The 22387-nt window shown below is 45.5% G+C and carries 23 protein-coding genes; 21 read left to right on the forward strand and 2 right to left on the reverse strand.

Going from position 1 to position 22387, the window contains the following annotated elements; translation table 11 throughout:
- Positions 1 to 77: 77 nt before the first annotated feature.
- The 10 genes from AMS66_RS08535 (at position 78) to AMS66_RS08570 (ending at position 6154) form a co-directional block, all read left to right on the forward strand.
- Positions 78 to 998: an SDR family oxidoreductase gene (locus tag AMS66_RS08535; RefSeq protein WP_053780388.1), complete on the forward strand. Its 921-nt coding sequence runs from the start codon at positions 78 to 80 to the stop codon at positions 996 to 998.
- 44 nt (positions 999 to 1042) lie between these two features.
- Entirely contained in the window at positions 1043 to 1165 is a 123-nt protein-coding gene (locus AMS66_RS34330) for a hypothetical protein (RefSeq protein ID WP_269084534.1), read from the forward strand.
- A gap of 20 nt (positions 1166 to 1185) precedes the next feature.
- On the forward strand, positions 1186 to 1767 hold the full coding sequence (locus tag AMS66_RS08540) for a DJ-1/PfpI family protein (protein ID WP_053780389.1): 582 nt from the start codon (positions 1186 to 1188) through the stop codon (positions 1765 to 1767).
- On the forward strand, positions 1764 to 2345 hold the full coding sequence (locus AMS66_RS08545) for a GNAT family N-acetyltransferase (protein ID WP_082350618.1): 582 nt from the start codon (positions 1764 to 1766) through the stop codon (positions 2343 to 2345). Before AMS66_RS08540 ends, AMS66_RS08545 begins: the two co-directional genes overlap by 4 nt.
- A complete protein-coding gene (locus tag AMS66_RS08550; protein WP_053780390.1) occupies positions 2342 to 3226 on the forward strand; it encodes a serine/threonine-protein kinase in 885 nt (294 codons plus the stop codon). Before AMS66_RS08545 ends, AMS66_RS08550 begins: the two co-directional genes overlap by 4 nt.
- 258 nt (positions 3227 to 3484) lie before the next feature.
- Positions 3485 to 4153 (forward strand): GNAT family N-acetyltransferase, encoded by a 669-nt coding sequence (locus AMS66_RS08555; protein ID WP_236703281.1) that lies wholly within the window; start codon positions 3485 to 3487, stop codon positions 4151 to 4153.
- Between the two features lie 20 nt (positions 4154 to 4173).
- The gene (locus AMS66_RS32680) at positions 4174 to 4320 is read left to right on the forward strand and encodes a hypothetical protein (protein ID WP_160319677.1); all 147 of its coding nucleotides are present in this window, start codon (positions 4174 to 4176) and stop codon (positions 4318 to 4320) included.
- A 4-nt stretch (positions 4321 to 4324) separates the two neighbouring features.
- Positions 4325 to 4714, forward strand: coding sequence for a hypothetical protein (locus tag AMS66_RS08560; RefSeq protein WP_053780392.1), 390 nt, complete (start codon positions 4325 to 4327; stop codon positions 4712 to 4714).
- A gap of 32 nt (positions 4715 to 4746) precedes the next feature.
- Entirely contained in the window at positions 4747 to 5571 is an 825-nt protein-coding gene (gene murI / locus AMS66_RS08565) for a glutamate racemase (protein WP_053780393.1), read from the forward strand.
- 31 nt (positions 5572 to 5602) lie between these two features.
- Positions 5603 to 6154 (forward strand): histidine phosphatase family protein, encoded by a 552-nt coding sequence (locus AMS66_RS08570; protein ID WP_053780394.1) that lies wholly within the window; start codon positions 5603 to 5605, stop codon positions 6152 to 6154.
- A 69-nt stretch (positions 6155 to 6223) separates the two neighbouring features.
- Here AMS66_RS08570 and AMS66_RS08575 read toward each other — a convergent pair whose 3' ends face one another.
- Both AMS66_RS08575 and coaA read right to left on the reverse strand, forming a co-directional pair.
- The gene (locus AMS66_RS08575) at positions 6224 to 6586 is read right to left on the reverse strand and encodes a DUF423 domain-containing protein (protein ID WP_053780395.1); all 363 of its coding nucleotides are present in this window, start codon (positions 6584 to 6586) and stop codon (positions 6224 to 6226) included.
- Between the two features lie 63 nt (positions 6587 to 6649).
- The gene (gene coaA, locus AMS66_RS08580) at positions 6650 to 7579 is read right to left on the reverse strand and encodes a type I pantothenate kinase (protein ID WP_053780396.1); all 930 of its coding nucleotides are present in this window, start codon (positions 7577 to 7579) and stop codon (positions 6650 to 6652) included.
- Positions 7580 to 7772: 193 nt separating this feature from the next.
- Here coaA and AMS66_RS08585 point away from each other — a divergent pair, with 193 nt between their 5' ends.
- The 11 genes from AMS66_RS08585 to odhB all read left to right on the forward strand — a co-directional run bounded on the left by AMS66_RS08585 (position 7773) and on the right by odhB (position 22270).
- Positions 7773 to 8558 (forward strand): DUF3891 family protein, encoded by a 786-nt coding sequence (locus AMS66_RS08585; RefSeq protein WP_053780397.1) that lies wholly within the window; start codon positions 7773 to 7775, stop codon positions 8556 to 8558.
- Positions 8559 to 8914: 356 nt separating this feature from the next.
- Positions 8915 to 9424, forward strand: coding sequence for an 8-oxo-dGTP diphosphatase (locus AMS66_RS08590; protein ID WP_053780398.1), 510 nt, complete (start codon positions 8915 to 8917; stop codon positions 9422 to 9424).
- Between the two features lie 29 nt (positions 9425 to 9453).
- Entirely contained in the window at positions 9454 to 9822 is a 369-nt protein-coding gene (locus AMS66_RS08595; protein ID WP_053780399.1) for a YybH family protein, read from the forward strand.
- A 168-nt stretch (positions 9823 to 9990) separates the two neighbouring features.
- Positions 9991 to 10413, forward strand: coding sequence for a GNAT family N-acetyltransferase (locus AMS66_RS08600; protein ID WP_082350619.1), 423 nt, complete (start codon positions 9991 to 9993; stop codon positions 10411 to 10413).
- 167 nt (positions 10414 to 10580) lie between these two features.
- Complete coding sequence (locus tag AMS66_RS08605; protein WP_181014103.1) at positions 10581 to 11099, forward strand: GNAT family N-acetyltransferase; 519 nt, start codon at positions 10581 to 10583, stop codon at positions 11097 to 11099.
- Positions 11096 to 11458, forward strand: a complete 363-nt coding sequence (locus tag AMS66_RS08610) for a cupin domain-containing protein (protein ID WP_053780401.1) — start codon at positions 11096 to 11098, stop codon at positions 11456 to 11458. The genes AMS66_RS08605 and AMS66_RS08610 overlap by 4 nt, the downstream gene beginning before the upstream one ends.
- A 142-nt stretch (positions 11459 to 11600) precedes the next feature.
- The gene (locus AMS66_RS08615) at positions 11601 to 12062 is read left to right on the forward strand and encodes an NUDIX domain-containing protein (protein ID WP_053780402.1); all 462 of its coding nucleotides are present in this window, start codon (positions 11601 to 11603) and stop codon (positions 12060 to 12062) included.
- 368 nt (positions 12063 to 12430) lie between these two features.
- A complete protein-coding gene (locus AMS66_RS08620) occupies positions 12431 to 13705 on the forward strand; it encodes an S-layer homology domain-containing protein (RefSeq protein WP_053780403.1) in 1275 nt (424 codons plus the stop codon).
- A 623-nt stretch (positions 13706 to 14328) separates the two neighbouring features.
- On the forward strand, positions 14329 to 17403 hold the full coding sequence (locus AMS66_RS08625) for a DUF5704 domain-containing protein (RefSeq protein ID WP_236703286.1): 3075 nt from the start codon (positions 14329 to 14331) through the stop codon (positions 17401 to 17403).
- 713 nt (positions 17404 to 18116) lie between these two features.
- Complete coding sequence (locus tag AMS66_RS08630; RefSeq protein WP_053780405.1) at positions 18117 to 20990, forward strand: 2-oxoglutarate dehydrogenase E1 component; 2874 nt, start codon at positions 18117 to 18119, stop codon at positions 20988 to 20990.
- Positions 20991 to 20995: 5 nt separating this feature from the next.
- Positions 20996 to 22270, forward strand: coding sequence for a 2-oxoglutarate dehydrogenase complex dihydrolipoyllysine-residue succinyltransferase (gene odhB, locus AMS66_RS08635; protein WP_053780406.1), 1275 nt, complete (start codon positions 20996 to 20998; stop codon positions 22268 to 22270).
- The last annotated feature ends 117 nt before the right edge of the window (positions 22271 to 22387 follow it).

The raw sequence follows: 22387 nt of genomic DNA on the forward strand, positions 1-22387 counted from the left end.
AAGCGTTGTGATGATAAGTGGTAACGAAGTTAAATCAACTAAATCAACTAAATCAACCGAGGGAAGAGGTGAAGCAGATGACAGAACAGAAGATACAGATAGAGGATGAATCTATACAGGGCGAAACAGGACCAACCGTGAAAAAGTTGAAAGAATTCGACCCAAACGCTCCCGTGGCGTTAATTACGGGCACATCAAGCGGATTCGGCATGCTCACGGCGATTACGCTGGCCAAACAAGGATATCGTGTTGTGGCAACGATGCGTGATTTGAGTCGGAATGCAGAATTGGCAATTCTGGCGGAGCAGGCGGATATTTCGGATCGGTTACAGTATATTCGCCTGGATGTGACGGATGCTAATTCGGTGCAGGAGGCTGTTCAGACGGTACTTCAAAACAATGGGCGAATCGATATGCTGGTGAACAATGCAGGATTTGCGCTTGGCGGATTTATTGAGGAAGTATCCATGGACGATTGGCGTAGGCAAATGGAAACGAATTTCTTTGGCTTGGTTGCCGTTACGCGTGCGGTCCTGCCTGTCATGCGTGAGCAAAAGCAGGGATTGATCATCAACTTGTCCAGCGTTAGTGGGTTGTCCGGTTTTCCGGGTTATGCGCCGTATGCAGCATCCAAATTCGCTGTGGAGGGTTTCACGGAAAGCTTGCGTCATGAGATGTCCTCATTTGGCGTACGGATAGTCATAGTTGAACCAGGTGCTTATCGCACACCCATCTGGAATAAAGGCTTGGGTGAAATTCACAGGAGCAATCATTCCCCCTATAAAGATAAGCTGGACGCGGTTCTGCGTTATTCCCAGCATGCTGGAGAGACTGCACCTGATCCACAGGAAGTGGCCGATCTGATTGCTCGCATTGCACGGATGCGTGCACCAAGGCTTCGTTATGCGCTGGGTAAAGGGTCGCGATTGCTTATCATCGGAAAGTTACTGCTGCCATGGAAATGGTTGGAGTGGATTATAGCGCGTGGATTGAGATAGGGTAAAACGCAAAACTCAACTCGTAATGCTGGGGGTAAAGAGCTATGTTCGAAATCATTGTCATTATTTTACTTTTGTCCATTGTTGGCCTGCTCTTCCGTATCAACAGTAAATTGCCCGAGCGCGATTGGGTGAAGGAAGCCATGGAGCCAGATGCGTCGAAATAAAAACACTGGGGGACACTCATATGAAAATCGCTTTTGTTTTGTTTGATGGTTTGACTTTCCTTGATTTTGCAGGATTTTATGATGTCATCAATCGGTTGAATTTCTTTGAACAAACCAAAGGCACCACATGGGAAACATGTGCGATGACAGATCAGGTCACGGACGAATCGGGTTTAACGTTGAAGGTGGACCGGGTGAAGCCAAATTTAGCGGAATATGATCTCATTTTTGTACCTGGTGGCATGGGAACCCGCAAGCTTCGATTTGATGAGGCTTTTGTGGGCTGGCTGAGGCAGGCCGAGAATGTTCCGCTGAAGGTATCCGTGTGCACAGGCTCTCTGCTGATGGGGTCGGCAGGGTTTTTAACAGGTAAAAAAGCAACCACGCATCCCAATGTCTATGATCTGCTTGAGCCTTACGTTGCCGAGGTGATTCAAACCCGAATTGTAAAAGACGGAAATGTGATTACAGCGGGAGGGGTTGCGACATCCATTGATCTTGGGATTTATGTCGTAGGTTTGCTTGCAGGACAGGAAGCTGCAGCGAATGTAAAGCTCCAGATTGATTATCCTTATGAAATGCAGGGAGTGGTTGAAGCATGAATGAAGGTCAAAAGGAGAACGTGTTCATCCTTCGCAATATACGCAGAGATGAGGCAGAGCAGTATTGGCCTTTACGGCTGGAAGCGCTGAAAAATCATCCGGAAGCCTTCGGGGCTTCATTTGAAATGTCGATTCAGCTTCCCATGAGTGAAGTTCAGGAACGCATACATACCGAACCCGATGATTACATTCTGGGGGCATACACAGAAGAAGGCATCCTTGCAGGAACGATGGGATTCAAACGGGAACATGGGATTAAGCTAAGGCACAAAGGTTATATCTGGGGAGTCTATGTCTCACCGTCATATCGTGGATGTGGGCTTGCTTCCCGATTGCTCCGCGAAGTGTTGGATCGGGGCAGGGATCTGGAGGGCATAGAACAAATCAATCTCAGTGTGGTTACCACAAACCAGTCAGCCCGACGGTTGTATGAGCACTACGGATTTGAAGTCTATGGCATTGAACTTAAGGCGCTGGTAGTTCAGGGAAAGGGCTACGATGAGGCTCATATGACGTACTTTTATGCTGAGCGTTTGAATTTAGGCGATGAGCAGGTTGAAACAGGTGGTGACATATGACGGACACGGTTCAGCTTGAACTTGACGGCATTTCTTTTGTATTAAAAGAACCTCATTCATTCGAGTGGATCGCGCGCCTGGGTACCGTATTTCGTGTGTTTGATCAGCAGGATTCCGGCAATTTGTCCTTTGGTGTCATGGGTCAGGATGGAGAGAGGCAATTCGTGAAATATGCTGGAGCACGCACGATCCATGCGAGTAGTACAGGAGAGCCTGCCGAAGCGATTAATTATCTGAAATCATCCGTTTCGATATACGAAGATTTGGCACATGACACCTTGATTCAATTAAAGGATCATTTTGCAACGGAACATGGCTATGCCTGTGTATTTGATTGGGTGGAAGGAGAATGTCTGCATTTCCATTGGGATTATCCACCGCCAGCCAAATATGAGGACCCGCGTTCCCCCTATTATCGATTCAAACAGCTTCCGGTAAAGACGCGCATTCAGGCGATGGAGCAGATTTTGGATTTCCACATCGAAGTGCAGCGTAGAGGGTATGTGGCTGTTGATTTTTACGATGGCAGTCTGATCTATGATTTTGACAAGCAAACGATGAAGATATGCGATATTGATTTGTATCGCAAGGGTTCTTTTGTGAATACGATGGGACGGATGTGGGGTTCATCCCGCTTTATGTCTCCTGAGGAATTTGAGTTGGATGCGCCAATTGACGGAGTCACGAATGTGTTCAATATGGGAGCAATGGCTTTCTCACTGCTTGGTGGAGAACTGGATCGTTCGTATGCCAGGTGGGATGCCGGAAAAGCATTGTACCAGGTGGTTGTGCGTGCGGTTAATCCAGAGCGGACTCAGCGTTATGGGTCGGTTACAGAATTAAGTGAATCATGGAAAAAAGCTCTGCTGCAGGATAAATAAGCTATCTTGGATCGTTGTCTGTCTCGTAAAATTCTCACGTATATTTCCCATTCGCAATTGTGCACATTGGATTCGTATCTGCACGTAATATACCGTATAATGGAAATTAATGAAGGGGGTATAGGCAATGTGCAAATATACGGTGTCAGGAATAATACCTGAATTTCAGCAGCATGAAGCTGGAAAAAGAAGTGTAAGCAAACCACTTTTGGAGAGGCTTGTTCCGTAATTATGAATCCCATATCAAACCTTTTACCCATGGATATGATGAAAATACAGGCAGATACATTGTATACGATGGATGATCGGAACCGTCTCTTAAGCATTAATGAACCGGATGGTGGGAGGGCTCCAGCCTTATTTATTGGAATAACCTCAGCTGGGCAATGTTCCTATTATCATGCGCAGTTGCCGTTCACTCTGATTGAGGAGCTAGGCTGTGTATCTGGGCTTCCGCTTGATATTTCGAAGCTGATTCGGAGAGTTGAGACTTTTAAGCCAGTGAAGGGTGTATGGATGGGCCCGGCTTATGCATTTCCTGAGAAGTGTGGCGAATGGCATCCAAATGTTCAGCTTATAGAGAGTTATCGTACTTTTCTGCTGGCAGAGCATTTTCCTGATTTAATAGAGCGTCTGCATGAGAAAATGCCCGTTGCCGCTTATGTTATTGAGGATTCGGCTGTCGCTGTATGTTGTTCAGCCCGTGTATCCAAACAGGGTGCTGAGGCGAGTCTCTATACGGCGCCTGGTTTCAGAGGAAAGGGTTATGCAGTGGATGCGGTGAAGTGCTGGCAGCATCATGTTAAAAAGAATGGGCGCATTCCGATCTATAGTACATCTTGGGACAATGTAGCATCGCAGACTGTTGCCCGTAAGCTGGGACTAATCCAGTTTGGTGTGGACTTCAGCATCACGACTACGTCATAAAGGATGGATTCATGTGTTAAATGAAGGGCATCAATCCGCTGCGTGGGCTTGTAGATTGTATCAATCATTTGGGTTTGAAGTGGTTGAAATCCGAAAAGCAGATTCTGTCAGGACAGGAGTTAAAGGAAGAAAAATGGAAGTTGATTCTGGAACAATGGCAGGAGTGATTCCATGATTCGCAAACGTATTGCAAGCGGCACGGCATTGCTATGTGTTGCATGGATGTTGGTAGCATGCTCGAATCAGGCGGAAAGTCAGGACGTAACGTCGAAGATTGAAAGCAACCTTCAGCAAATTCTGAACGGTCCTGAGATGATTCTGACCAGCAGTAATCCAGGTGATTATATTGGTGCTAACACAGAGGCGTATGTTCAAATTCTGGATACTGGTGAAGAGGGACTGAACGTCCTGATTCAGCAGCTGGAGTCTAGTGCGAATGACGGGCTTAAGGAATGGGTCATGGCTCAGGCGAGTGTCGAACTGCTTGGAACTCACAATCCGGTGGAAAACTGGCAAAGTGGAAAAGACTGGCTCAGACAGTATAAAATGAATGTAGAATAACATAACTCACCTCCCAGTCATCATGAGCAGGAATGAGAGGTTCCAGGAACCTGAAAGAATACGTTATAGAGGTGAAACCCTTGAAGAAGAAAATTGCATTTTTTGACTCGGGAATCGGTGGTTTAACCGTCTTGCATAAGGCTTTGCATCAATTCCCTGAAGAAGCGTTTCTGTATTATGCCGATACATTGCATGTTCCTTATGGGACCAAGTCAGCGGATGAGGTTAGAGGACATATTTTCAATTGTGTGGAGGCTATTGTTCAGGAAAATGTGAAAGCAATCGTGATTGCCTGCAATACAGCGACCAGTCTGGCCGTGAAGGATTTACGTGCCAAGTATGATATCCCCGTTATCGGGATGGAGCCTGCTGTGAAACCGGCAGTGGAGATGAATCGAAGAAGCGGCAAAAGGGTGCTTGTATTTGCTACAGCCCTGACCTTGAGTCAAACAAAATATCATGAATTGGTATCCCGGGTGGATGATCACCACAGTGTTGATTCCATTCCATTACCAGAACTAGTGGAATGGTGTGAACAGTTGGATTTTGATCCACAGAAGATTGCGGCGTACTTCCGCCTCAAGCTGGCTAATCTTGATCTGGACTTATACGGTACAGTTGTACTTGGCTGCACGCATTATCCGTTCTACACATCGATTCTTCGTACGGTTCTGCCTGATCATATTCAAATTATTGATGGCAGTACGGGAACAGTTAACCGCTTGAAGCAACTTCTTGGGTTGGCAAATCAAAAGGGAGCGTGGGGAGGGGATAAGGTTACTTTTCTTAGTTCATCTGGCCGTTCGGAGGACCGGGAGAACATGCAAATTGCACTCAAATATCTGGAGAAGCATTGAATGTAAGTGAATCAACAGGAGGTGAGGGGCGATGCAGTCTATTTATCTCATCCGTCATGCCAAAGCAACAGGGCAAGAACCGGATGCCGAGCTCACTGAAGAAGGACTTCGTCAGGCAGAAGAACTTGCTGAGTTGTTGGCGGAGCACCCTGTACAATATATTGTGTCGAGTCCATGGAAAAGGGCACTTCAGACCGCCGCGCCACTGGGCAAAACCGTCCTGCAACATATACATACGGATGAACGTCTGCAAGAGAGGGTGCTTAGTACCCTTCATCTGGATAACTGGATGGATGTGCTTGAACGTACATACAAGGACGAAGACTGGACGGAAGAAGGTGGCGAATCTTCACGTCTCGCGGCAGCTCGGGGCCTTGAAGTATTGGACGAGTTGTGGCTTCGACCTGAGCATGGCGGGGCTGTGATTACACACGGCAATATGTTATCTCTAATCATTCGCAGTCATGATGCATCCTTTGGATTCGAGGGGTGGAAAAATCTAACTAATCCTGATGTATATGTCCTGGAAAAACAGCAGGAGGATGAAGTCACACACAGCATTCGCCGTATATGGCGAAGTTAAACATAAAGAGAGTGCTCCAGCGATTTGTAAGATCGACTAGAACACTCTTTTCAGTTTACGATGTTGGTTCTACAGAGCAGCGATTAATAAGATGATCCAACCGGCCAAGAATGCTACTCCGCCCAGCGGTGTGATAGCACCCAGTTTTCGAACTCCAGTTACACTTAGGGCATACAGACTGCCCGAGAACAAGAGAATACCGGCAAATAGCAGCCATCCAGCCAGCATAACAAGAGAAGGTTGCTCCAGCTGATCAGCGAGCAGTCCGAGAAGGATGATTCCGAGTCCGTGTGCAAGGTGATACTGGACACCGGTCTCGTATATTTTGATCATATCAGCAGACAATCTGCGTTTGAGCGCGTGCGCTCCGAATGCTCCGAGGGCAACAGCAAGAAACATCATGATACTTCCGAGTATAACCAGGGTCTGCATGTGTCTTGTCTCCTTTTAAATGGGTATTAAGCAATACAACAGGGTTTCTGCTTATTGTTACATTTACAGCTTGCGCAATTGAATACGCTGAATCGAATGGTCCGCTTCCTTTTTCAGAATCAGTCTGGCTCGTCCTTTGGTTGGCAGAATGTTTTCATGCAGATTTTTGGCATTGATATCTTTCCAGATCTGACTTGCCGTAAGAACAGCCTCATCTTCTTCCAGATTGGCAAAACGACTGTGGAAGAAGGAATTCTCATTCTGAAACGCTGTATTGCGTAGCAGCTTGAAACGCTCAATGTACCAGTGACGAATGTGCTCCTCTTCTGCATCGATATAGATGGAGAAGTCAAAAAAATCACTGACCAGAAGTGGGGTTTCCTTTTTGACCTGGAGCACGTTAATTCCTTCAATAATGAGGATATCTGGTTGACAGATGGCATTCTCCTCACCTGCAATGACGTCGTAGGCAAGATGCGAGTATACGGGAGCCATCACTTCGGGTTTGCCCGATTTGACATCACCCATGAATTGAATCAGTGACTTGATATCGTAGCTTTCCGGGAATCCCTTCCGGTTCATGATACCTTTCTCTTGCAGCACGGCATTGGGATACAGGAAACCATCCGTTGTGACCAGATCCACCTTTGGATTTCCTTTACCTCTGGCTAGCATAGCTTGAAGCAGACGGGCGGTAGTACTTTTGCCCACGGCAACACTGCCCCCAATACCGATAATGTAGGGAGCGTGATGTGCTTCTTTTTTCAAAAAAGATGCCGTTAAGTGATTCAGCTCTCGTGAAGCACCTGCATATAAGTCAATAAAGTGGGTAAGAGGTAGATAAATATCCTCAACTTCTTGAATGGATACCTCTTCATTTAATCCCTTTAGCTGTTCCAATTCCGCTTTCGTTAGTGGAAGAGTGGTCTGATGTTTTTTCAAGTCAGCCCATTCCTTGCGGTTAAACTCGGTGTAAGGAGAGTATAAATTCATGAGATCCCGCTTTCTGTATGTAATGTTATGTTGGCACAATCTTTAGTGTACCAAATTTCAGGGAACTGACAACATCTTTACATCGATGGTTCCTTTGTATATTCCCTGAAAGTTGAATGAAAAGCAACTTATAGGAAATTGTAAACCAAATTATGTTAAAGTCAACGTATACCATGCGGGAGGGTGACAGCAAATGATCGTATATGAGAGAGAGCATGATTTTGTTTTGACCGCACAGCATGAGCATGGACTAGTAGCCGGAGAAATGGCTTCCCATTGGAAAACGGAATTGTTGGTCGATGAAGCGCATCGGGAAGACCTGATTCTTGCCGCAAGAGAGCATGATCGGGGATGGATTGAACTGGATTCGTCTCCATTCTGGAATGATTATAGTCAGATCCCATATTCGTTTCGTGATTTTCCGCTACGTCCGCGATTTGTATTTTATCGTAAAGGTATTGAAGAGGTTCGTGAGAAAAACCTGTATGCCGGATTGCTGTGCAGCATGATGTATATAGAATTGTTTCAAAACAACCTGGGTGCTAACACCAATGATGATGAAGACATCAGGGAGTATCTAGACGATGAACGGGAGCACCAGTTACGTTGGGAACAGCAGCTTGGTGGTGGTGAGGCGTTGAAACATAGGCTGAAAAGTGATGTGGAAATTATACTTTTTTGTGATCAGCTCAGTCTTTTTCTCTGTATGGAGGAACCCGGAACACCTGCTGCACGTTATGATTTTTTCGCCGAAGGACTCGGCTGTACCTTCGATGCCTGTTCAAGGCAACCCATCCATGCCGAGTGGCTCTCCAATGAGAAAGTAGGATTATCTTTTGTGCCGTTCGATGAGGAATTTACGGTCGCTATGCCTTACAAATCGGTGCCGAAAGCAAGTATCCGCAAATTCGGTCTGCTGCAGGCTTATCGTCGTGCAGAGTGGAAAGAACGTCGGGTGTTAATTACAGGCATGAGCTGAGTATCACATATTCAATATTCGGTTCAAAAGCAAAGTATTGCATACATCATAAAGAGGCGGGCTTCCGAAATTTCCGGTGTCCGTCTTTCGTATGCGTTTATATCCAAATTGACTTTGCAGATAATCTGGAAAGTTAAGAGGGATGGGGAATAGAGAGTGAAGCAGGAGAATCTATCTATGTACCAGAAGTGTTAGTGTACAACGAAGTATTTAAGCTTAATTCAACAATTACACAAGAGCGGAGAGGACAGAAAAACACCTGGGAATCAAGGATTGGAAGGTTCTTCTGTCGAGTGAGTGAATATGTGTGAATTGCAAGGGATTAGGTTTTGTATAAGGCAACTGGGAGGGAAAACATGGACACTAGAACTGAGATTTTAACGATGTGTATGGTATGGGACAAACGGAGGGATCAGGTACTATTAATGAATCGACCGAACCGAAAAGGATTTCCTGGATATATTGCTCCTGGAGGGAAAGTTGATTTTCCGGAAAGTATTGTGGATGGTGCCGTGCGAGAAGTTAAAGAGGAAACTGGACTTGTGGTGAAAAAGATTACATACAAAGGTCTTGATGAATTTTGTGATCCGGAGCAAGGATTGCGTTATATGGTTTTCAACTACTTGGCTACTTCTTTTGAGGGGGAGCTACTGAGCGAGCCGCCGGAAGGCGAACTGTTGTGGGTGTCTTTAGGGCAAGCGCTTGAACTGCCCATGCAGGATTGGTTTGCGGAACGTTTTCCGCGATTTTTTCAAGCAGGTACGTTTGAGCGGAGTGTGATCTGGGAGAAATCAACGGGGCGTACACTGAAAGAGACATTTATGGTGTATAGCGATTCGGTTCTTGAACAGAGTGAAGTTAAATGATTCAAAACGCTCAGGAGGCGGAAGAAATTATGGGATACCAGCATGCATTAGAAGGATACATTGCAGCGACAAATACACATCAGTTTGATGAGGTAAGCAAATGGTTATCACCGGATGCCGTATATTGGTTTACGGGAACATCTTGTACTACGCCTGACGAAATTCGGGCTTATTTTGAAAACGCTTGGCAGACCGTCAAGGAAGAGGTATATCGTGCAGAAGATGTCACGTGGATTACGACGGGCGAAGAGCAGGCGGTCTGTATTTATACCTATCACTGGAAAGGAATGTATCAAGGGGAGCCGGCTTCTGGAAAAGGTCGGGCTACCAATGTATTTGTTTCAGGCATCAACGGAGGATGGAAATTAATCCATGAGCATTTAAGCACGGGTGAGTAACGTGTGGAATAGAACGTTGTGCTTTTATGACAGATTACTTGAATAAAGCAAATAAATGAGGCTTGTATTTGAATGGTGTCTCTTATTTTATCAACCAATTCTATATATTTATATCCAGATATTATGATATAATGAAGTTTACTTTTTAAAAGGAGATGACTTGCGATTATGGGGATTACATTTCGTGACACGCTGGAGGGAATAGGAATCGACCAACTTAGTGGGAATTTTTTTGAAGGTTGGCCCAACTCTCCGTCTACGCCTACTTTCCTGAAGCTGTTGGAACAATCCTATGCTGTTGAACTGGCTGTTGATGAAGATACTGGGAATATGGTGGGCTTTATTCAAGCGATCTCGGACGGAGTTCTTAGTGCATATATTCCCTTGTTGGAAGTGCTTCCGGAGTATCAGGGTAAGGGAATCGGAACAGAGCTTGTCGAGCGTATGTTCAATCGTCTGAGTGATCTCTATATGATTGATCTTTTGTGTGATGACGAACTTCAGGGGTTCTATGAGAAAAAGGGCATGCAAAAAGCATCTGGCATGGTGATTCGTCATTATCAAAATCAAGTTGGAGTGGTAAATAGCTAATAGATTTGGTGAACTAGATGGATGAAATAAAGTATAAAAGTCGTTCCGGAGTAACCCGAGGTTATAAAAAGAGAAAAATATGAATTCAAACCACAACATTTATATACGGAAGGTTGTTGTATATTTGGTGATATAGCCATACATAGGCTTCAGCAAACGGGACGTAAATGAATATGTACGAGGAAAAGGTGGAGATTGGTGTGAAATTGTCGTTCCGGATTTTGGACTGGGAAGAAGAAAAACCTTATGGACTTTTATTGATGGCTGATCCGTCCAAAGCCATAGTTGACGAGTATCTGAGTCGCGGTGTTTGTTTTATCGCTGAATATGAAGGAGAAATGGTAGGAGAGTTTGTTTTGCTGAAGACGCGTCCAGAGACGGTAGAGATTGTTAATATTGCCGTACAGGAAGAATTACAGGGACAGGGCGTTGGCAAACACATGATCAAGGAAGCGATAGAAGCAGCACGCAGGCTCGGTGGTCGAACGGTAGAAATTGGGACAGGCAACTCAAGTTTTCATCAGTTGAAGCTGTATCAGCGCTGCGGTTTTCGCATTATAGGGGTCGATCGGGATTTCTTTGTGAAACATTATGAAGAAGAGATTATTGAAGATGGCATTCGCTGCGTGGATATGATCCGTTTGGCTCTGGACCTGGAAACCGTTGCAGAGGAGAACAAGAAGTGAAGATATATCGCCTAAAACCAGAGGATCGTCGCAGCATCACCGCTTATGGCAGTGAGGGAGCGGAGATTACGCCAATACTCCGAAGCACAACAGCATGCCATGTAGCCCAACTAAAACTGTCTGCAGGAGGAAGTGTGGGTTTGCATCCAGCAGTGGGTGAGCAGGTGTTTCTGGTGCTTGAAGGGGAAGGTTGGGTGGAAGGCGAGACAGACGAGCGGGTAGTTGTCCGATCGGGAGAAGCCGCGTATTGGACCAATGGAGAGAATCACCAATCTGGCTCGGACAAAGGGTTAACCGCATTGTTGATTGAGGGGGAAGAACTGATTATTCGGTTATCGCTTGAGTGGAGTGACTCTTAAGATAGGGGCTGATGATTTGAGTGTCTGGATCATTGTTATTATTGGGGTGATATTCACTCCATCGTTCTATCAGATGAATAAGCGTATCCGTAGATTGGAAGAGCAAGTTAGGCATCTTACAGATGAGAGGAAGAGCCTTTAAGTGGATCGGTTTACACATATGGGGGTATATGGTTTAGTCGCTTGGGAGCAAAAAGTCCTGTTAGTTCATAAGGCGAGAGGAGCCTATATGGGGAAATGGGATTTGCCTGGAGGAAGGTTGGAGTTTGGTGAGCAACCGGAGACGGCCCTACACCGCGAGATCGAAGAGGAGACAGGCCTTTCCAATCTACAATTGGTGATTCGTTCTGCGGAGTCGAATGTACTGAAGTGGATGTACGAAGGCGAGCCTGAAGAGCTGCACCATATTGGGATTCTGTACGATGTATATTTAACAAGCGAAAGTCGGCCTTATGAGATCAAAAGGGAACCCGATGGCGAAGATTCGCTGGGTGCACAATGGTTTACTATGGAAGAGGTTAGCGCATTATCGTTGACGCCATTTGCACAGCATATGATTAACAATAGCATTGTGTCAGGGGCAGACGGTAACAGTTTCGAATGAACAGTTTTAATAGAATCCTATTCTGATTTAAATTTTAGGACTGTTCAAATGGTGCAGAATCGTTTATTCTGTGATAGATAGATTACAAATTTTTCAATTGAATAGGACTGACACCTTAAAGCATAAGGCTATGAATCTGCGGATTCGTGGCCTTTTTTTGTGTTTTTAGGGGTGAATTGGGTCTTTGGAAGGGGAGGTTGCATGCCTTGTAGTGATGGGGATTGCTGAAAAATAATACCAATAGCCTAGATTTGCATGGTAGAATATTGATGATTATGACAAATTTAGGTTTTGGCTTGAAGAGTAGTACGAGTGCTGAAAAAGCAGAAGTTTGCCCCATACTAAGGTACATAGGAGAGTGAGTATATTTGAAGAAGCAGATGAGATCAAACGTTAGGAAATCAAAAAGGAATGTGTTGATAGTAAGTTTGTTGACGACGGCTTTGATGGTAGGAACGCTGCTGACTAATGGAACCGTGGGTCTGGTGTCTACTGTGGATGCTGCTACAAGCACAAGTGGAGCGGGCACAACGGCTTCTGCGCTTACGAAGTTCAAAGATATCAAAGGGCACTGGGCGCAAGCTACAATTGTTAAAGCCTATGATAAGAATCTGATTTCCGGCTATCAGGATGGTACGTTTCGCCCCAATGCCAAAATCACCCGTGGTGAGTATGCCACACTTCTCAGCCGTGCAACCAGCTTGGAAAAGGTACAAGGAGAGAATCCTTTTGTTGATCTCAAGGGACACTGGTCTGAATCAGCTGTGACACAGTTGGTGGGCCAAGGCTTTATTAACGCTAATGATTATCCGAAAGGATTCAATCCCAATGCCGAGCTGACACGCTACGAGTTGATGAAATGGATTGCGAACGGACTGATCAAATCGGGAACCAGTTTCCAGGATGCTTTTGACGATACTCGAAATACACTGCTACCTACCCCGGAAGTGAATCGGGGAACGATTCGTGCAGAGCAAATTCCTTATCTTGCTCTTGTTCGCGGGACTGGTATTGTCGGTGGATTTGAGGATGGTTCCTTGAAGCCTGCTGATCCAACAACGCGAGCTGAAGTGTCTGCCATTTTGCTGCGTTATATGGATGTCGAGGGTACGGATGCAGGGAAGTACAGTGATTTGAATGAGATGCGTGAGGTTGGTACGACGGGAACGAATTTAACGACGATTAGTAATTATAAGTATAGTTCGGGTTCTGCTAAGATTTCAGACTTATCTAAAGGTTACATCACCTTAACTAATAAATCTGGTGTAATGAAGATACATCGACTAATAGTCGTGGATACCACTAAGAGCAAACCGAAAGGTATTTATGCCTCACTATTATTGGAAAAAAATTATGTTCCTGGTTCGTATAAAACATTTTCTGATATTTCATTCACTTCATATTTAGAAGAGTCTAATTTATTAACGTTTAACAAGGGATTTTCCGATTCTCTTATACAATTTAATCGCTTAGATTTGAAATTGGCAAAAGAGAAGGGCTTTACAACGTTACCTATGAATTCTGGTGAACTGATTAAAAAAGGAGTTCAAACAAGATTTTGGATCACATCAACTTTAAGAAATAAATCATGGTCTTATTTCTTGGAATCTGATACAGAGGGAGCGTTTAAAATTCAAAGGTAGACTGAATCGGGTGGTGAAAAAAATGCATGAGCAAGATAGATAAACGTTTCTTTAGTCTCATTTTAATAACTTTGTTTGTTAGTGAATTATTAATAAATTTCCTTCTTCCCATTAATATTATTAATGCTGCGACAGATCAGTATGGGCCAAAATCAATGAAAAATCCTCAAAAAGTTACAGTCAAAGCAACACCTACTATAGGAACACCAGGAGTGTACTGGTACCAGGTCGACGATGGCCGTTTCAAAGCTGAACATTCGGGGGGCCCAACCTATGCGAGAAATGTAGGAAGTTGTTCGAGTCCATATCCTGAAGCTAAAGAAATACCTGATAATGTTGATTTCAGTAAATGGCCTCCAGAAAGTTGGCCTGACTACAATGGAAACAAAGTAGATGTAACAAATATTAAAAATGTTCGAATACATGATGTTGACTATCAAGGTAGAGCAGATCAAAATTCTTATACTGGCGTAGGGGACCCAAGTCCTCCATTTCCGTCTACTATTGTAGCAATAAGGACAATTACTGGAGGCTACCATACTCCGACTGAAAAAAAACCTTTTTTAAATGGTGGTGAGACAACGGAAGGATGTCCAAAATACAATGTCGTTTATTACACTCCAATGGACATCATCTGGGAAGGGGATCTTGAAGAAGAAAAGGAAATTGACGTAACCCCAGATTCCAATCTAAAAGTTGGAGAAACCAAACAGATAATAGCCAAAGTTAAAACGAGGAACTATGGAGCACCTCAATTTAGTGAAGGCATCGACGTAAGTCGGCGTGAAGCTGAGACCACCTGGTGGTCATCCGATCCGAGTATTGTGAGCATTGAACCTAAAACAGGAATGATAAAGGCTGAAAAGCCGGGTACTGCTTTTGTACGTGCAATTTGGAACAACGGTACATACCTCATCTCGGATACTGCTGACATTACGGTGACGTCTGAACCAGGACTTATTGTAAACCTGCCCAACGCCTGTAAAGCAGACACAGCTACACCGCTGCAAGCTAAAGCTATCCTGACCAAGTCAGATCTTTCTGTTCATGAGCTTACCGCTCATTCCAAACTGACCTGGCAGAGCTCCAATCCAGCAGTAGCGACAATAGGTTCAGATGGGAAAATGACGATCAAAGGTATCGTCGGTAGCACCACCATCACTGCACGATTTTTAGACACTGCCCAGCAGTTGGATGAGCAAGGAACGCAGGTTTTAGATGTAAAGGATTGCACAGGCAACGGAGGAGACGGGGGAACTGATCCAGGTAACGGCGGTGGTGTTGTGGGTTGCCCCGTGACCATCAGTCCACCTAATAAAGGAGCGTTAATCGAATCGGCTGTCATGGACCCCTCCGTCCGGGGCGTGCTGAAAGCTGATGATCGGGGATCTGAGAAGTTTGATGTCACCCGCGGCATCCCGACTTCTGAAGATCTCTATGCAAATGTCATGGCTAAAGGATACTTGTTCCAGCACCGTTGGGTTAACATGACGGGAACTGTGACTTATACGGTCAACGTAAAAAAGAAGTATCACAAAACATGGACGATTCCGGGCAGAGCCTCGACAGGACCGAATGATCCAGGCACACCTCCACAACCTAAGGAACTAGACGTTCCTGTGGAAAAACCAATGCAGGTCATCCGACAATATAATTATTGGCAGATTGATAATTTGGAAGTCTACCAGCTAAATCAAGCTACGATATCCAATTATGCACTTGGTGGCTACGGTGGTACAGTAACGTTGACTCCAAACGGATATACACCGCCGACCTTACAATCGGCTAATGATGATGCCGTTACCGCACATGTGAAACCTGCACCTTGCAAGGAAATCGACCTTGGCACTGAAACAAAGTCAGGCGGTGACAGCGAGCCGCCTACACCTGATGAAACGTCATTGTTCCAATCCAAAGCGGAAACTGAGGTCAAAGAGAGCACTGTAAATAATGACAAGGTAGTGTTTAATGGTGCCACTGTGATGGACCCTGCTCCGACGGATAAGACTGCTCCGAGACCTGGGACCATCCCGCAGCCGGGCATGATCGGTGACAGTGTGCTGTACCAAAATCGTTTAACCATTCAGAATACACTGGTCAACAAGGCGAACCAACCGACAACGGGCGAGATCGCCTATGGTTTGATTCCTGGCAACATTAAAGGCGGTCAGGATCAGAAATTTTCTATTCAAGGTATCAATTCTGTCACGGTGCATACACCTGTCGTTAACTACGCATGGGTGTCTGATGATCAGCCGCATAACCAGAAAACAATACCTGATCCGACCAGTTCGGCACTTATTCTGGAAAGACCGTTTATCGTACGCATCCCGACCTCTGGGCAGCATCTGGACGTAAGCAGTTACCCGGGTTATGGCAATAGGGATTATGCTAAGTATTTTCGGATCAAGCAGATTCGTTTCCCCTTTGATGTCTATAACGCCGATAGGAGTCAGTTCATTCCAGCCAAGACCTGGTTGGACATTCCGATCAATCAGTTGGATACCGTTTTCTATCTTCCGGTATGGGTGGATGAAGGGAAATACCGAATTGAATTTCGGAATATTGCGGAAAATGCGCCTTCGACGTTCACCGAGCAGCAGGATGCCAACACCAATCTGACCCATCATGTTGCGGCAGATACGGTACCAGTGGAGGTTATTGGGCGATTGTATGATTTTCATGTTACGGATATCGCCGATTATAATTGGGAGAACGTGTTTCGTAAACAGCTCGGGAGTTCGGAGCCGACAGAAGCAAGCTACTGGACAGGGCTTAACAGTATTGATGGTGATCCGCGAGGTAATCTGGCACCGTTTGTGTTACCTGTTCGCCCAGGCAGTCACCCTGTGCAGGGTTTCAGCAATGTAGCGGTGAAAACAGGTTACCATGTCAAATTCGATCTGAAAACAAAGGGGAATATGTTTGGCAAACAGGATGGCGTTCGAATTACACCAAAGTTCTATTTTGTAAGCAAAGATGGCTCTTCCAGACAAGAAGTCGATCTATACTACCACCGCGGTCAAGAGCGACTTATCCGGATAGGATCGGCGCAGGATTTGGAGAAACGGTTTGTTGTCCTGAACTCGAGGTTGCGTAATGTACCCGGTACGGAATTGGGGGATACGGCGCGTTATCAGTATACTTATGAACTGACCGCAGATGAACGCAATCAGAGTTCGCTCGCTGATTATATGGTTACGCTTGTAGATCAAACCTCTCACCAGAAGACGTGGGTAGGTCGCTATGATTGGATGATTATGCCCGCCTCCATTCGTACACTGATTGGACCAAAGACAGACATTCCTTCGGGTGTTAGTGTGGACCGAGCGAATGCGGCGATCCAGCGTTGGTATGGAGAATACAGCCTGCCTGCAGATGTCTACGCCGTGCCAAAGGGAACCAATCTCGAATCGCTCGCTAGACAAAATCAACTGGATGAAAAGGCTTCTATATTTCTGAAGGACGGATATATTGTGGTCAACTTTAATATCGAGACACTTCGAGATGGGAATACAGAAGCTCCACACCTGCAATACATTTATGCTCCACTGATGAATCAGTGGCAGATGGAAGGTTTCAACAACACTCCAGTAGACAGTGAAGGCAGAACTTGGCCCTTGAAGGATGGCGATGTGGTCTTTTACCATGCAGACCAGTCAAGCAGGAACGATTTTCAGTCTCAGGTGCCACATTAAATGACTGACATCAGCAGCACTGGTGGAACATCTAAGAGATGTAATTTCTGTCAGCCTAAATAAACCAAGTCAAAAAGAAGCCGCCCGGATGCTTTTACGCATTACAGGCGGCTTTTGCTTTATAACATTGAATTACAAGAAACACCCATTTTTTTGTTGAATACCAAGCCAAATGGTTAATATTTAACTTGACGGTTTGTTTTTGAACATTATGGACCACAATTCTAAATAAGGAGGCTGCAAATCGGGCGAAACCTGAAAATGTGTAGAAACCATCGTAGGATAAGCAATTAACAACAAAACGCCATACAATCAGAGCACATTTGTGGGTTGGAAATGTGCCAATTATTCGATTCATCTAATTTATGCATCAATTGAACTAAAAATAGGAAATGCTCCTGAGCGCAAAAGTTTATAGAATAGATATTAGAACACGGACTTCAATTCATAAAGTTGAGGAAGGTGTAACCCTCGAACGGATCAGGACAGTATTCGACATCTGTGCGACGGTATATATAATCATCAGTTTACTATGATTTTGAAAACGCAGACAAACCTTGACGGGAGCGTCGGAACAACGTTACTACCACCAACAGCACGATTATTGGACTTCATGAAAAATTTAGCTTAAAATGTTGAACGAACGCAAATTACGGCTTAGTCAATGATTTCCGTCAAAAACTTATGACTAAATCAAGACGGAGGGAACGTCGATGACGATCGAGGAAGGCAACAAGAAACCCTGGGAAAGTTACTATGGCCCGAATATGGGATACGTACAGGAACAATATGAATTATATTCCCAAGACCCAGGTGCAGTTACACCGGCTTATCGGGAATTATTTGAACAATGGGGTGCTCCGCCGATGTCTGGCAGGGATGCACATACAGCCTCGTATTCTGGAAATGCCCAAAAGGCTTCCGGAAGCGTGGATATTCAATTATTACAGAAAGCGGTTACAGCAGGGAAACTGGTAATGAATATTCGTACTTATGGTCACCTTGCGGCCGATATTGATCCACTTGGAATCAGTGAAGATTCAGATACTTCTTTGCTTGAACCGAAGCATTTTGAATTAAATGAAGAAGATTTGAAAGCTCTGCCAGCTTCCCTGATCTGGGAAGGTGCAGATGGACAGACGGTAACAGGATTGGATGCCATCCAGCGCCTGCGGCAAATATATACTGGTCCTATGGCTTATGAATTCAGCCATGTGCATGAAGTTCACGAGCGGGAGTGGCTGAACCGCCGTGCAGAATCTCGTACTTCGCCGGCACCACTTAATCCAGAGGAGCGTAAAGCTTTGCTGGAACGTTTGGTTGAAGTGGAACAATTTGAAGATTTCCTTCACAAAACATTTGTTGGGCAAAAACGTTTTTCCATTGAAGGTAACGACGTGCTTGTCCCTATGTTGGATGAAGCAGTTCGAATTATGGCACACGCAGGTTCAAGCCATATTCTGATGGGGATGGCTCACCGTGGTCGATTGAACGTACTTGCTCATGTACTGGGCAAGCCGTATAGCAAAATTTTCTCTGAATTTCATCATTCTCCGAACAAGGATTTGGTTCCTTCCGAAGGATCAACAGGAATCAATTACGGTTGGACGGGGGATGTCAAATATCATCTGGGCGCAAACCGTTATGTTAAAGACGGTGAAACAGTACAAGCGCGTCTTACGCTTGCCAATAACCCGAGTCACCTGGAATATGTAAACCCGGTTGTTCAGGGCTTTGCACGTGCAGCACAGGATGACCGCCGTGATCCGGGATATCCGAAACAGGATGTAACCAAAGCGGCAACCATTCTGATGCATGGTGATGCAGCTTTCCCTGGGGAAGGTATTGTAGCAGAAACACTCAATTTCAAAGCATTGCCTGGTTACCAAAATGGCGGAACAATTCATATTATCGTGAACAACCGTCTTGGATTCACAACAGATAGCGGAGATTCACGCTCAACGTACTATGCGAGTGACCTTGCCAAAGGATATGAGATCCCTATTGTGCATGTCAATGCAGACAATCCAGATGCATGTATCGCAGCTATTCGTATGGCAGCAGAATACCGTAACCTGTTCAAAAAGGACTTCCTGATTGACCTAATCGGTTACCGTCGTTATGGTCACAATGAAACGGATGATCCGGAAACAACACAGCCGACTGTGTATGACAAAGTAAAAGGTCATCCAACGGTTAGTCACTTGTATCAGGATCATCTGAAAGAGGAATCAGTTGTCGACGATGCTTCCATCAACAGCATTCGTGAGGCTGTGACAAATCGCTTAAAAGAAGCTTACGAGCAGATGAAGAATAATGAAGTACATGAATATTACCAACGTCAAATTAGCGAGCCAGAAGCAGTTTCGATTATTCCAACTGCGGTGCCATTGGAAAATCTGCGGGCAATTAACGCTGACTTGCTGAAATGGCCAGAGAATTTTAATGTATATCCGAAGTTGCAGCGCATTTTGCAGCGCAGAAGCACATCTCTGAACAATGGTGAGAAGGTTGACTGGAGCCTTGCAGAGACGCTTGCGTTTGCTACCATCCTTGCGGATGGCAAACCTATCCGGATCAGTGGACAGGATGCAGAGCGTGCAACGTTTGCCCATCGGAATCTGGTGTTGCATGATTCCGAGAATGGTGCGAAATTCTGCCCACTGCATAATCTGCCGCAAGCAAGAGCATCCTTTGCCATCTACAATAGTCCGTTGTCTGAGGAGTCTGTTGTTGGTTTCGAATACGGGTATAACGTATATTCACCAGATACGCTCGTAATCTGGGAAGCACAATTCGGAGATTTTGCCAACTGTGCACAGGTTATTTTTGACCAGTTCGTATCTGCCGGCCGTGCCAAATGGTCTCAGAAATCCAGTCTGGTCATGTTGCTTCCGCACGCTAACGAAGGTCAGGGACCTGAGCATACAAGTGCTCGTCTGGAGCGTTTCCTGCAACTTTGTGCAGAAGACAATATGACGGTTGCAAACTTGTCGAGCGCATCGCAATATTTCCATCTGCTGCGTCGTCAGGCTTCCTTGACCGAAACAGAGGATGCCCGTCCGCTTGTTATGATGTCGCCGAAAAGTCTCATTCGTAATCCTCGTGTCGCTTCACCTGCAACAGAATTCAGCGAAGGCAAGTTTGAGCCTGTGCTGGAGCAAGCAGGGTTGGGCACGAAGCCGGATCGCGTAGAGCGCATTATTTTGTGCAGTGGTAAAATCGCCATTGATCTGGAAGATGCTTTTGAGAAAGATAAAGCGGATTGGTCTTGGCTTCACATTATTCGTGTCGAACAGCTGTATCCGTTCCCGGCGGAAGAAATCAAGCGTGTACTCGCACGTTTCAGCAAGTTGAAAGAGCTGGTGTGGGTACAGGAAGAGAACAAAAACATGGGTGCCTGGACATACATGGAGCCTCGTCTTCGTGAAATCGCTCCAGAAGGCACAACCGTTAAATACGAAGGTCGACCGGAACATGCGAGTCCTTCCAGCGGTTATCAGCTTGTGCATGGCATGGAACAGCAACAGATCATTACATCCGCGTTGAAGCAAACGACGAAGAATAATATTCCACTGGGGAGGTAACAGCTGTGAGTGAAATTAAAGTACCTGCAATGGGCGAGTCGATAACGGAAGGAACCGTATCCAGATGGCTGGTTAAAGAAGGCGAAACCGTTAATCAGGGTGATGTTCTTCTGGAGCTGGAAACGGATAAAGTAAATATTGAGATTAGTGCTGAAGAGAGCGGTGTACTTGAGAAGATTGTTCGACATGAAGGCGAGACTGTAGAGATCGGTGAAACGATCGGAACACTCTCGGTGGGAGCTGGAGGAGGAAGCGGCGCGCCCGCTTCCCAACCGGCAGCAACTGAACAAAAACAAGCGGCTGCACCTGCACCAGAAGCTCCAACTCCGCCACCAGCACCTGTTGCTGCAGCACCGGAGCCGGATAGCAGTTCGAAGACAGCTTCACCGTCTGCACGCAAACTTGCACGTGAGCGTGGCATTGAGCTAGATCAGGTACAGAGCAAGGATCCAATTGGCCGGGTTTATCAGGATGATGTGAAAACTCACAGCACTCAGGCTGCTGCTCCTTCAGCGGCTCCTGCCAAAGCGCTTGCGGCAGCACCTAGTGCTCCGGCAGCTGGAGGCTCCACATTTACTAAGCCAGTGGAACGTCAACGCATGTCTCGTCGTCGTGCTACCATTGCGAAACGTCTGGTAGAAGCGCAACAGACTGCAGCGATGTTGACTACGTTTAACGAAGTGGATATGACGGCAATTATGGATGTTCGTAAACGCCGTAAGGACAAGTTCAAAGAGAAACATGAAATCAATCTCGGCTTTATGTCCTTCTTCACCAAAGCGGTTGTAGGCGCACTGAAAAAGTTCCCAACCGTAAACGCGGAAATTGATGGCGAAGATGTTGTACTCAAAAAGTACTATGATATCGGTATTGCTGTATCTGCCAAAGAAGGCCTTGTCGTACCGGTTGTACGTGATGCAGATCGTCTTGGCTTCGCTGAGATCGAGAAAAGCATCGCTGACCTGGCGTCCAAAGCTCGTTCCAACACGCTGGCGTTGTCTGATCTACAAGGAGGAACCTTCACCATTACCAATGGCGGAACGTTTGGCTCCCTGTTGTCCACACCAATTTTGAATACACCTCAGGTGGGTATTCTGGGTATGCACAAAATTCAGCTTCGTCCAGTAGCGATTGATGCAGAGCGGATGGAGAACCGTCCGATGATGTATATCGCCCTGTCTTATGATCATCGTATTATCGATGGTAGCGAAGCCGTACGTTTCCTCGTGACGGTGAAAGAATTGCTTGAAGATCCAGAGTCTTTGCTGATAGAAGGGTAATCCATAACGATTAACATTTAATTGCCATCTTATAAATAAAAGAATTAAAGCCTCTAAACATGGTGCACAGCGCAAGCTGCTAACCGGTTCAGAGGCTTTTTTCATCATTGTATGAAT

This window comes from Paenibacillus xylanivorans (genome assembly GCF_001280595.1).
Lineage (GTDB): Bacteria > Bacillota > Bacilli > Paenibacillales > Paenibacillaceae > Paenibacillus > Paenibacillus xylanivorans.